The organism is Leptolyngbya sp. KIOST-1 (assembly GCF_000763385.1).
In the GTDB taxonomy this organism is placed as follows: Bacteria; Cyanobacteriota; Cyanobacteriia; order Phormidesmidales; family Phormidesmidaceae; genus Nodosilinea.
On the sequence record NZ_JQFA01000004.1, the window covers coordinates 1,303,331 to 1,315,487 of the forward strand.

The window sequence follows — 12,157 nt, forward strand, 5'->3', positions numbered from 1 at the left end:
GCGGGCACCTTCGCCTGGTTTTTCGATTGTTTTAATGTTGTTCATCTAAGTTCAGTACCATGCGTCACCGCTGTCGCGTTCATCAACTCGGGAAGCCTGCAGACCAACGTAAGGCTCTACTCCGCTCTCTGACCACGGAGCTTATCCGTCACGGTCGCATTACAACCACTAAAGCCCGGGCCAGGGCGGTGCGCGAAGAAGCTGACCGCATGATTACTCTGGCCAAGGACGGCTCCCTGTCGGCCCGCCGTCAGGCGCTGGGCTACATCTATGACAAGCAGCTTGTGCACGCCCTGTTTAGCCAAGCCACTGAGCGCTACGGCGATCGCAATGGCGGCTACACCCGCATTGTCAAAACCGTGCGCCGCCGGGGTGACAACTCCGAAATGGCGATCATTGAGCTGACCTAGGTACCTCTGTTGATTTAGTCTCCGACCTCCGTTCGTTAGTTTCCCCTGTCCGTACCCATGGCGAAGCCCTCACCCATACAGCGCAGCCTGGAGAGCCAGCCCGCCGAGTTTGCCCAGGCAACTCAGCGGATTGCTCTGGTGGTGCAGTATGTGGGTACCCATTTGCACGGTTGGCAGTGGCAGCCCAATGCTCGCACCGTTCAAGGTGAGATTGAAGCGGCCATTCGCTCAGTGTTGGGCTATGAGGTTCGGCTCAGTGGGGCAGGGCGTACCGACACTGGCGTCCATGCCGCCGCTCAGATGGCTCACTTCGACGCTCCAGAGTTTATCCCGGCGCATCGATGGGCCGACGTGCTCAACAGCCGCCTCCCAGAGGACATCCTGATTCGGGCTTCGGTGGCGGTGCCTGACACCTGGCATGCTCAGTTTTCGGCCTGCTGGCGGCGCTACCGCTACACTCTGTATACTGAAGCGCGCCCCAACCTGTTTGTGCGACCTTTTGTGTGGCACTACTACCATCAGTACCTCGATCAGGCCAAGATTCAGGTGGCGCTGGATGCCATGGTGGGTCACCACGATATGGCAGCTTTCCACCGAGCGCGATCGGGTAAGAGCCACTCGTGGGTAGACCTCCAGGCAGCTGAATGCCGCCGCCAGGATACTTTCCTAACCGTCGAGCTTCAGGCAAAGGGCTTTCTGTACGGCATGGTAAGGCTGATCATGGGGCTGATTGTCAAAGTCGGCAGCGGAGAGCTATCGCCAGCAGAGTTTACTCAGCTCTGGCAGCAGCGGCAGCGCCAGCGAGTTAGGTACTCTGCCCCCGCCCAGGGGTTGTGTCTGCTCCGGGTCGGTTATGATAGTGCCCCCTTCGCTCCCGAGGTGTGGTTTGACACCCAACCTCATTTCTTCTGGGGGTCAGCCGTGGCCTGAAACCGGGTCAAGTTTGATCAGACAGTTTTTGACACAGTTTGTTTTACTCCGTGGTTCATCCAAGAAAGGCAGCTCAAGCGCTATGACTACTAAGACCTACATTCCCCCCCACGATTCTGTTCAGAAGCAGTGGCACGTGATCGACGCTGAGGGTCAGCGCCTGGGACGGCTAGCCACCGAAATTGCCACGATTCTACGCGGCAAAAACAAGCCTACCTTTACCCCTAACATGGACACCGGGGACTTCGTCGTTGTGGTCAACGCGGAGAAAGTGGTGGTGACGGGTCGTAAGGCCACAACCAAGCTCTATCGCCGCCACTCCGGGCGCCCCGGCGGGATGAAGGTAGAGACCTTCGACAAGCTTCAGGCCCGCATTCCTGAGCGGATTATTGAGCAGGCGGTGAAGGGTATGTTGCCGAAAAATTCCCTGGGCCGCAAGCAGTTCACCAAGCTCAAAGTATACGCCGGGCCGGAGCATCCTCACCAGGCCCAAAACCCTGACCCCCATGTTGTAAATACCATTCCTGGAGAAGCTAAATAATGCAGGCCACCGATCAAACTCAACAGGCTGTGTACTGGGGCACCGGTCGCCGCAAGACCTCTATCGCCAGGGTGCGTTTGGTTCCCGGCAGCGGTCAGCTGACTATCAACAAGCGCCCTGGGGATGACTATCTGCAGTTCAACCCCGCCTATCTCAACGCCACTAAGGCTCCCCTTGAGGTGCTGGGTTTAGAAAATTCCTACGACATTTTGGTCAATGTCAAAGGCGGCGGACTCACCGGCCAGGCGGATGCCATCCGTTTGGGAGTAGCCCGTGCCCTCTGTGAACTCGACCCCGAAAACCGCAAGCCGCTAAAAGTTGAGGGCTACCTCACCCGTGACCCACGGGCCAAGGAGCGCCGTAAGTACGGCTTGAAGAAAGCCCGTAAGGCTCCTCAATTCTCGAAGCGTTAGAGTATTACCTGGAGCTTGGGATGCTCTGCAAGGGACGTTAACTTGGGTCAACGTTCAGGTTGCAGAGCTTTCCGAGCAAATCTGTTTTTCGTTAAACCTTGTTTTAATTACCGCTATGGCAAAGTCTGACATTCACCCCACCTGGTACCCCGAAGCCAAGGTCTTCTGTGACGGTAAGGAGATCATGACGGTTGGCTCCACTAAGCCTGAGCTGCATGTGGACGTCTGGTCTGGGAATCATCCCTTCTACACGGGTACTCAGAAAATTATTGACACGGAGGGGCGTGTGGAGCGTTTCATGCGCAAGTATGGCATGACCGATACCTCTGCTGCCGCTAGCGATAAGGCTGCCGACAACGCTTAGCCGGCCCTGCTGTTGGGCGTTTCATCACTCCTGGCTAAAACCCTTTTAACACCAGCGTTGCTACATCCCAGCGTTGCCACATCCAGCCCAAACCATGGGCTGGAAGCTGTAGCCGTTGGTTTTGGGCTTAAAAGCTTGATTGATGATAGCCCTGAGTACTGAGTGCAGACATTCTGGCTAACCAGCGGACGTGAGGACACCATGGCTGAGGCGTACCTGATTGAGAAACTTAACTCCGTGGAACAGACGTTTCAGGAGCTAACGCGGAGACTGGCCGATCCAGATGTGGCTAAGGATCCCGACGAGTTTCAGCGTATTGCCAAGTCACGGTCCTCTCTAGAAGAAACCGTGATCGCTTATACCGATTGGAAGGCGACTGAGCAGGAACTGGCCGGGGCACGGGAGATCTACAAAGAGGCCAGCGGTGATCCTGAACTGAAGGAGATGGCGGCCCTGGAGGTGGACACCCTTGAGGAGAAGCTGACGGAGCTGGAAAGCCGTCTCAAAATTTTGCTGCTGCCCCGAGACCCCAACGATGACAAAAACATCATGCTGGAGATTCGCGCCGGTACCGGCGGCGATGAGGCCAGCATTTGGGCCGGGGACTTGGTGCGGCTCTACTCCCGCTATGCCGAGGGCCAGGGCTGGAAGGTCAAGCTGCTGAGCGAGTCTGCCGCTGATATGGGGGGCTTCAAGGAAGCCATTCTGGAGGTGGCAGGCGATCGCGTCTACAGCAAGCTCAAGTTTGAGGCCGGGGTGCATCGGGTACAGCGGGTGCCGGTGACCGAGTCGGGTGGTCGGGTGCACACCTCTACGGCTACGGTGGCCGTCATGCCCGAGGTGGATGAGGTGGAAGTAACCATTGACCCGAAGGAGATTGAGCTGACCACCGCCCGGTCAGGGGGCGCGGGCGGCCAGAACGTCAACAAGGTGGAGACGGCGGTGGACCTGTTTCACAAGCCGACGGGGATTCGGATTTTTTGTACAGAGGAGCGATCGCAGCTGCAAAACCGGGAGCGGGCCATGCAGATCCTCCGGGCCAAGCTCTACGAAATGAAGCTGCGGGAGCAGCAGGAGGAGGTGTCCTCCCTGCGGAAATCCCAGGTGGGCAGCGGCGAGCGCTCCGACAAAATTCGCACCTATAATTACAAAGACAACCGCGTCACTGACCACCGCATCAACCAAAACTTTTCCCTGGCTCCGGTTTTAGAAGGCGACATTGATGATTTGATTCAGTCCTGCATCAGCCGCGACCAGCAGAAGCAGTTAGAAGCCCTGGCCGCAGAGTCCTCTGAGGTTTGAGCTGAGGGCTGGCGGTGGGATGGGGACGCTGCTCTGGGGGATAGCCCATGCCTAAGTTTCTCCATATTGCCGATATTCACCTGGGCTTTGACCGCTACGACACCCCCGAGCGCACCAAGGACTTCTTTCGCGCCCTGCAGACGGTGCTGGAGCGCTATGCGATTGAGGAAGGGGTCGACTTTGTAGCGATCGCAGGGGATTTATTTGAGCATCGCAATATCAAGCCCGCCACCCTTAACCAGGCCCAGGTTTGCCTCCAGGCCCTAAAAGATGCCAACATTCCGGTGCTGGCTATTGAGGGTAACCACGACAACCGTCCCTACGGTACCCGCACCAGCTGGCTCAAGTACCTGTCGGAGTGGAACCTGCTGAAGCTGCTGGAGCCCAACGAGGGCGGCGAGGTGGAGAATCGTCTCCTGCCCTGGAATGATGCCACCCGCGCCGGAGGCTACATCGATTTACCCTGCGGCGTGCGAGTGGTGGGCTCTAGCTGGTACGGTGCTACGGCTCCCCGGGCGATTGAACTGCTGGCCAACGCGATCGAAGCTCTCCCCCCTGGCCCCGATTACACCGTGCTGCTGTTTCACCACGGCCTGGAAGGACAAATTGCCCGCTATGCCGGGGCTCTGCGCTACTCAGAGCTGCTGCCGCTGCAGGCCGCAGGGGTAGACTATCTGGCTCTGGGCCACATTCACAAAAACTATACTGCCGAAGGCTGGGTGTTTAACCCCGGTTCGCTGGAGGCGAACAATGTAGAAGAAAGTCGTTTTAAGCGCGGTGCTTACCTGGTAGATCTGTCGCCCCAGGGGATTGATGCCCAGCTCAAAACCGACTATTTTCAGCGGCCCGTTGTTCGGGTAGAGCTAGTGGCCAAGGGGCAGGAGAGCCTGGACGAGCTGACCCAGCTGGCCATAGACCGAGCGATCGCCGCTGCGGCGCAGTATGAAGACGACCCAGCCCCGATTCTGGAGCTAAAAATCACCGGCCAGGTGGGCTTCGATCGCCTGGACCTGGATACGCGCCGTCTGCAGGAGTCGATTCAATCGGCCAGTCAGGCGCTGGTGGTGCTGATCAAATACGAGGTGGAGGACGTCGCCTACCAGACGCCTCTCAATGAGGGTCAAAACCGGGTTGAAATTGAACAGACCATTTTTGAGGATATGCTGGCGGCGCACCGGGACTACAAGCGCCGCGCCCCAGAACTGGCCAGAGGGCTGAGCGATCTCAAGGATCGTCAGCTAGCTGGCGTCGATGAGACCGAACTCTACAGCCTTGTTGAGACCCTGCTGGACCTGCCATCGGCGGTAACGGCTCCACCGACTCAGGCGGCTGCGGACGGGTAGGGGGCTGCTGCAATTGACCGCCAATTGACCTATGGTGGCCCCAGAACCAACCCCCCAGGGGAAAAAGAAGGCCAGGCCCCGTCGCTACATCCACCAAACCGTCAAGACATGCCGCTGTTGCCAGATCATGGTGATGCCGCTGACTGCTACAAACGCAAACACTAGCTGCCTAAACTGCTGCGCCGACATTTTCTCTAAAACCTGCTTTCCCAGCCAGTTGGCCGGGATGGCCCCGAGGCCAATCACCAGGCCATAGAGCAAATACTCCCGGCTCAGGCTGCCGAAGGTGGCGTAGGCCACCAGCTTAACCAGATGGAGAACAGCTTTGTTGAAGGCTTTGGTGGCTACCATGGCCTCTTTCTCCAGCCCGTAGCCGAGGTAGAAGGGGTTCATGGCCGGACCCGTGCTGCCAATCAGGCCAGACCCAATGGCATTGACCAGGGACAGGGGCAAAAAATGGGCGGCCTTGAGCGTCCATTGCCTTTCTCTGGTTGGCAGGCAATAGTTGACCACCATCGCCAGCAGGCCCACCCCCAACAGCAGCTGTAGCCCCTCTGCGTGCAGTTGCGTCAGGCCATAGCCGCCGATCAGGGCACCGACAACGGCCCCTGGCACATACCAGGCGGTGACCCGCCAATCGATCTGCTGCCAGAAAACCAACCCCCGCTGGGCGTTGCCAATTAACAGCCCGGTGGTAATGACCGGTGCCACGGCCTGAGTTCCCAGCAGCAGCGAAATTAGTGGAATCAGGATAAAGGGGCTGCCTCCTCCGGCTAACATGCTCAGAAACCAGGCCACAAAACTGGCGACAAACAGGCTTGCGGCAATCATAGGCAGGGGCGACAGGGTGATCTAGATTTTAGTCTAGGGGGCAGCGCTGCTTTTCGGTGAGCGTGGTTCTCCCCAAATGTTTCAGGGCCTTGACGAGCGCGAGACGGAGCAGACGGGGAATAGTTAGTTATGCTTGAACTTTTCTGATCTTGCTTGTCCAGGTTGCTGTTTAGGTTAGTAGCGGCGTATGGCCCAGCCCATAGACCCCCATTCTTTAGCCTCAGGCCCTGGCCGTGCCCCCAGGTCGTCGGTAGACGCCTTTTATCAGCAGGCGATCGCGGCCTTTAAGGCCCAGGACTATGGTCAGGCGCTGGCCCGGTTTCAACGACTGGAGCGGCTCCCACCCACCTCGCCCTACCACCTCAAGGCGCTGATTGGCCAGGTGCGCGTTCACCAGCACTTGGGCCACAGTGAACAGGTTACAGTGCTGTGTCAGCGTCTACTCGACAGTCCTTCTCCCGCAGCCCAGCAGTGGGCCAGGCAGGCGCTAGGGCAACGGACGAAACAGGAGGCCGCTCAGGCCAACCACTCCCAGCCACAGCCCCTGTCCTCCCCGCCCGCCGCCATCGGGCAGGACTTGAGTGGCTTTGTGCCGTTGCCCAGTTCTTCCCAGGGTCTGCCCTACACCCCGCCGCCAACCGTCGCGACCCCGACCCGGCCCCCCTCGGCCCCCTCGGCTCCCTCGGTCGAGCCCGCGATCGCGCCGCCCGTAGCTCCCCCTTCGCCGGATGCGGAGCCGGACGAGCGATCGCCTGAAGTGGGATCGCTATTTCATTACGAACAGCTCAACCGGCAACCGGAGTCCCACGGCGATGGGGCAGGGGATGAGGCCTCTGAAGCCCTGCGAGGGGACTCCACCCACCCAGGCTCGGCCGCAAACCCCGCCGAAAATTTCTCTGGAGCTCAGGCGACGGCAGTCCAGCCTAGGCCCCTGCCGACCAGCACCCAGCGTCAAGATCCTCTGCCGCAGCGCCCCCTGGCTCTCTGGCTGGGCCAGGGGCTGACGGCGATCGCGCTGCTGTGGGGAATCAACTGGGTCTTTCACGCCAGCTTCCGAGCCCTGGATAACCTGGTGCGCTGGGTGCGCTGGCCGGTGCAGCTAAGCTTGCCCGGAGCCTACCAGACTTATACAGGCTGGATCGTGGGGCTGCTGCTGCTGCTGGGGCTGGCGAGTCCCTGGTTGATGGACCGCGCCCTGGGGCTCTGGTATCGCCAGCGCCCCTTCTCCCTGCGGCGGCTGCAAACCCAGAGTCCCAGTTCGTTGCGGCTGCTGCGCCAGGTGTGCCGTCAGCAGGGCTGGCCCATACCCGAGCTGCGCCTGATTGCCGACCCTGCGCCGCTGTGCTTTAGCTACGGCTGGCTCCCCCGCCACACGCGAATTGTGGTTAGCCAGGGGTTGCTGGATCAGAGCTCGGATGAGGAGCTGACCGCCTTCTACGGTTACGAACTGGCCCGCATGGTCAACGGCAGCCTGCCGGTCCTGTCAGCGATTGGGCTGCTGCTGCTGCTGCTCCACACCGGCTACCGCTGGCTGGCGCAGACGGCCGATCGCCGCCAGCCCTGGCTCAGGGGCTTGTTGAGCGGTCTGGCCACGGTGCTCTATGGCTTGTTTTGGCTGCTGCGGCAGACGGTGCTGTGGCTGTCCCGGCTGTGCTGCCGCTGGGGTGATCGCCGGGCCGTGGCCCTGACCCAGCGCCCCGATCTGATGATTGACGGACTGCTCGGGGGGACCGCCGCGATCGCCGCCTATCTAAACCAGCACGACACCCTCCATCCCCTCCACACCAGCCTGGAGGTCCTGATGCCCCTCAGCAGTCGCCAGGCGATCGCACCAGGCTCTCTCCTGGGCCGTCCGGGGTGCGATCGCACCCCGGTTCTCAGGACCCTACTCACCGTAGATGGGCTCAATCCCTACCGCCAGTGGCTGCGCGTCAATGCGCCCCACACACCCCTGGGGGAGCGCTTGCTGTGGCTGCACCAGCAGGCGCTGCGCCGAGGCCAGCCAGGCCTGCCGCTCGCCCCAGGGACAGCGATGCCGGCTCCACCCGCCGCGGGTTCGGTCTCCCTCCCCCTGCTGCTCTTGCAAAAAGGACCGCTGGCGGGGCTGCTGGCGGGGGGAGGGCTCGCTATGGTCCTCTGGTTTGTCGGAGGAGTCGTCAACCGCACTGGCTTGCAGCGCCTGAACTGGCTCTATCAAGATCCCAGTATTCTGCTGGGGGGGCTGTGGCTAGGGCTGGGCCTGGGCCTGCTGCTGCGGATCAATGTCCTGTTCCCTGATACCGACCCTCGGTCCGGCAGCCAAGCCTCGGCAGCGCCGATCGCCGACCTGCTGAATCACTCCCCCCTGTTGCCGGTGCAGGGCCGTCCAGTGCGGCTCCAGGGCAAGCTGCGGGGCCTGACCGGCAGCGGCAATTTGAGCCTGCAGGAACTCTACCTGGACGACGCTTCAGGCCTGGTAAAACTGGTCAATCCCGTACCGTTGGCCAGCCTCCAGAACCTGCTTCAGCCCTCCAATCAGCCCTTTCAGTGGGTCGGGCGCAGGGTAACCGTCACCGGCTGGAGCCGCTACGGCAGCGGCATGCTCTGGATAGACCTCAACCAAATAATACTGGACCAGCGCCACAGCTTTTCAACCTATGGCCCCATCTGGGCCACCCTGGCCAGCCTGGTCAGCAGCCTGATTGGCATTGCCATTATTTTTAGCGGCGGCTAAACTTCAGTGGCGTACTGCAAGCCTAAGTAACGTTATGTTGCGGAATCGCCACTTGAATGTTACATTAATTTACAGAAACACATGCCTAGATTCCCTGGCTACTCCAATGAGTTTGCGTCAGAGGTCATCAGGTACTGGGTTCTCCTACTCTCAACACAGCAACCAACCAGCCTCAGCGGGCTGGTTTTTACTTATCGGGTGACTTTTAGCCGCGACCGAGTCACTATTCCTGCTTGATCCGGGGAACCGGCGCGACAATGCTGGTGTCAGAAGGTTTTGGGCCAGAATTGTGCGGAGGCCCTAGGCTATCCAAAGGCTTATATTTGGCATTTTGATGAGCTTTAGTTGGCAACTTTAGGTCAGAATCTGCAATCCTGGTAGTAGTTGGTTAGGTTGGCAGCATTGGATGCAGGGGGCGGTTGACCTAACGCTCAAACTTTATTTGGCAAGGTTATCGATTTCGATTCATCTGCCTTTAGTTTTAGAACACCAGAGGTATCTCAAATGTCAATTCGCCTTTACGTCGGCAATCTCTCCAAGGACTTGGAGCGGCAGGAGTTTGAAAGCGTCTTTGCTGACTTTAATGCCGATCTAGTCTCTGTAAAGCTCATTGCCGACAAAAAAACTGGGAAATGCCGTGGTTTTGGCTTTGTCACGGTCAAAACCGATGAAAAGGCGGATGAGATCGTTGAGCAACTGAACGGCCAGGTCTTGGCCGATATGCCGCTCAAGATTGAGAAAGCCCTACCCCGCACAAAACCTGAGGGTGAGTCAGAGGCGCGTTCCAGCGGCGAAGCAAACGGCAAGCGATCCAGTAAGCCTGGCGCTCGAAAGACAACCGCAGCCGCGGCTAGCGGTGGTGGCAGTGTCCAACCCGATCCCCGCTGGGCTGGAGAACTGGAAAAACTCAAGCAGATGCTGTCTGCTCAAACCACTTCTAGCTAGGCGAACTTAGCACATAACTGATTTGGGCCGCAGGGATGACTAGCTCTGCGGCTTTTTTAGTCATCGCCAGAACTGTTAGAACCCGACCCATGCCCCTGAAGCGATGGCTATACGCCATTGCGCCGCCCCAGTTTTTGCCTCTGGAAGAGGCCAATGGCCTAAGCGCAATGGCCAGCGCTACAACTTGTGTATCTCGCGAAGGTTATGGCCCAAGCCCCGTCTAGAAGGCGATCGCGCAGGAGCGCTGTTCGGTCTCCAGCATCAACCCGTACTCCAGCCCTTCGGTGACGGCCTGATAGGAGGCTTCAATGATGTTGGTCGAAACCCCCAGGGTGGTCCAGCGCTGGGTGCCGTTGCTCGACTCCACCAGCACCCGGGTTTTGGCCGCCGTGCCCGCGCCGCTGTCAATAATTCGCACCTTGTAGTCGGAGAGGTGGAAGTGGGCGATCGCCGGGTAAAACGTCAGCAGCGCCTTCCGCAGGGCCGTATCCAGCGCCGCCACCGGACCGTTGCCCTCCGCTGCCGCCAGGATCTCTTCTTCGCCCACCATGACTTTGATCGTGGCCAGCGATTGGCTGCTGTGCTCCGCGCCATTGCCCTGGTGCTGGCAGTTAATGTAGAACCCCGTGAGGTCGAAAAAGCGGGGGCGATCGCCCAGGGCCTCGCGCATCAGCAGCTCAAAGCTGGCCTCGGCGGCCTCAAACTGGTAGCCCTCGTGCTCCAGGGCTTTGAGCCGGGTGAGCAGCTGCCGCGAGGCCGGGTCGTGGCGCTCTAGCACCAGGCCAAAGCTGCGGGCCAGCGCCAGCACATTGCTCAGCCCCGCCTGGTCCGACACCACAATGCGGCGGCTGTTGCCCACGCTGGCCGGGTCGATGTGCTCGTAGGTTTTGGGTTCGCGCTCCACGGCACTGACGTGGATGCCCCCCTTGTGGGCAAAGGCCGAGCGGCCCACGTAGGGGGCGTGGTCATCGGGGGCCAGGTTCACCACCTCGCTGATAAAGCGGCTGGTTTCGGCCAGGGTTTCGAGCCGGGCAGGGGCAATGCAGGGGTAGCCCAGCTTGAGCTGGAGATTGGGAATCAGGGTGCAGAGGTTGGCGTTGCCGCAGCGCTCACCGTAGCCGTTGATGGTGCCCTGCACCATGGTGGCCCCCGCGACCACTGCCACCATAGCGTTGGCTACCGCCGTGCCGCTGTCGTTGTGGGTGTGAATGCCCAGCTGGGGCCGGGGTTCTGGAAAATCTTGAAGCCAGGCATTAACAGCGGCGACTACCTCACCCACCTGCTGGGGCAGGGTGCCGCCGTTGGTGTCGCACAGCACCAGCCACTCGGCCCCGGCCTTCACCGCCGCCCCCAGGGTTTCCAGCGCGTAGTCTGGGTTCGCCAAGTAGCCGTCAAACCAGTGCTCGGCGTCGTAGATCACCCGGCGGCCCTGGCTGCGAAAGTAGCCAGTGGTGTCGTCGATCATGGCCAGGTTTTCGGCCAGGGTGGTCTGCAGGCCGGTGGTGACGTGCAAATCCCAGGATTTGCCAAACAGCGTGATCCACTCGGTGCCTGCGGCCAGCACCGGCTGCAGCATGGGTTCGTCGGCAGCCACCTGACCAGGACGGCGGGTGGAGCAAAAGGCGGTGACGCTGGCCTGGGTGAGGGGGTTTTCTTTCAGCTGCCAGAAGAACTGCACATCCTTGGGGTTGGCCCCCGGCCAGCCGCCTTCGATGAAGGGTATCCCCAGGGCGTCAAGCCTGCGCGCAATCCGAATTTTGTCCTCAATGGAGAGGGCCAGCCCCTCCCGCTGGGCCCCATCGCGCAGGGTGGTGTCGTAGATGTGAAGGGGGGGGCGCTGCTCAGCCATAGCCGGTGACCTAAACGATTCAGTTATCTAGCGTAAGTATTTAGCGTAAGGCCTGGCCTGGGGCTGCTTGAGGGGAGGGGGGCGATCGCGTTATAAAACGTAGATATTCTTCGTCTGCCAGGAAATGCCATGCCCACCGTCACCGCCCAGGGAAAGACCATGCCGTGCGAGGTCGGGGCCAACCTGCGCCAGGTACTGCTGGCCCACGGTGTGGATCTCTACAACGGTCGGGCGAAGCTGATTAACTGCCGCAGCCTCGGCACCTGCGGCACCTGCGCCGTAGAGATTCAGGGTGAAGTTTCAGCGGTGAATTGGAAAGACAAGGGGCGGCGATCGTTACCGCCCCACGACCCCGCCCGCAACCTGCGACTCGCCTGCCAGACCCAGGTGCTGGGCGACATCACCGTCACCAAATACGACGGCTTCTGGGGCCAGGGGGAAGCGGTGGTCTGGGCCGCAGACTGATCCTAAATCCTGCTGGGTTGCCCCCAACTCAAAATTGGGATCGGTAGGGAC

The 12,157-nt window shown here is 60.2% G+C and carries 12 protein-coding genes; 10 read left to right on the forward strand and 2 right to left on the reverse strand.

Annotation, left to right across the window (positions count from 1 at the left end; translation table 11 throughout):
* Positions 1–59 precede the first annotated feature (59 nt).
* From rplQ to NF78_RS22925, 7 genes are all read left to right on the forward strand, one after another.
* Positions 60–410, forward strand: coding sequence for a 50S ribosomal protein L17 (gene rplQ / locus NF78_RS22895; RefSeq protein WP_035991937.1), 351 nt, complete (start codon positions 60–62; stop codon positions 408–410).
* Positions 411–467: 57 nt separating this feature from the next.
* Positions 468–1,340, forward strand: a complete 873-nt coding sequence (truA, locus tag NF78_RS22900) for a tRNA pseudouridine(38-40) synthase TruA (protein ID WP_035991938.1) — start codon at positions 468–470, stop codon at positions 1,338–1,340.
* Positions 1,341–1,422: 82 nt separating this feature from the next.
* The gene (gene rplM / locus NF78_RS22905) at positions 1,423–1,881 is read left to right on the forward strand and encodes a 50S ribosomal protein L13 (RefSeq protein ID WP_035991940.1); all 459 of its coding nucleotides are present in this window, start codon (positions 1,423–1,425) and stop codon (positions 1,879–1,881) included.
* Positions 1,881–2,294: a 30S ribosomal protein S9 gene (gene rpsI, locus NF78_RS22910; RefSeq protein ID WP_035991944.1), complete on the forward strand. Its 414-nt coding sequence runs from the start codon at positions 1,881–1,883 to the stop codon at positions 2,292–2,294. The genes rplM and rpsI overlap by 1 nt, the downstream gene beginning before the upstream one ends.
* A 115-nt stretch (positions 2,295–2,409) precedes the next feature.
* On the forward strand, positions 2,410–2,658 hold the full coding sequence (gene rpmE, locus NF78_RS22915; RefSeq protein WP_035991946.1) for a 50S ribosomal protein L31: 249 nt from the start codon (positions 2,410–2,412) through the stop codon (positions 2,656–2,658).
* Between the two features lie 201 nt (positions 2,659–2,859).
* Positions 2,860–3,960, forward strand: coding sequence for a peptide chain release factor 1 (prfA, locus tag NF78_RS22920; protein WP_035991948.1), 1,101 nt, complete (start codon positions 2,860–2,862; stop codon positions 3,958–3,960).
* Positions 3,961–4,007: 47 nt separating this feature from the next.
* A complete protein-coding gene (locus tag NF78_RS22925; protein WP_035991951.1) occupies positions 4,008–5,303 on the forward strand; it encodes a metallophosphoesterase family protein in 1,296 nt (431 codons plus the stop codon).
* Positions 5,304–5,387: 84 nt separating this feature from the next.
* On the opposite strand, the gene NF78_RS22930 is transcribed toward NF78_RS22925, so the two are convergent.
* Positions 5,388–6,134, reverse strand: coding sequence for a sulfite exporter TauE/SafE family protein (locus tag NF78_RS22930; RefSeq protein ID WP_156119928.1), 747 nt, complete (start codon positions 6,132–6,134; stop codon positions 5,388–5,390).
* A gap of 187 nt (positions 6,135–6,321) precedes the next feature.
* Between NF78_RS22930 and NF78_RS22935 the strand changes: the two genes are divergently transcribed.
* Entirely contained in the window at positions 6,322–8,847 is a 2,526-nt protein-coding gene (locus NF78_RS22935; protein ID WP_035991955.1) for a M48 family metalloprotease, read from the forward strand.
* Positions 8,848–9,351: 504 nt separating this feature from the next.
* Positions 9,352–9,792, forward strand: a complete 441-nt coding sequence (locus NF78_RS22940; RefSeq protein WP_035991957.1) for an RNA recognition motif domain-containing protein — start codon at positions 9,352–9,354, stop codon at positions 9,790–9,792.
* 220 nt (positions 9,793–10,012) lie between these two features.
* Here the strand turns inward: NF78_RS22940 and cimA are convergent, their stop codons facing one another.
* Positions 10,013–11,641 (reverse strand): citramalate synthase, encoded by a 1,629-nt coding sequence (gene cimA / locus NF78_RS22945; protein WP_035991960.1) that lies wholly within the window; start codon positions 11,639–11,641, stop codon positions 10,013–10,015.
* Positions 11,642–11,770: 129 nt separating this feature from the next.
* Between cimA and NF78_RS22950 the strand changes: the two genes are divergently transcribed.
* Entirely contained in the window at positions 11,771–12,106 is a 336-nt protein-coding gene (locus NF78_RS22950) for a 2Fe-2S iron-sulfur cluster-binding protein (protein ID WP_035991962.1), read from the forward strand.
* Positions 12,107–12,157: the final 51 nt, after the last annotated feature.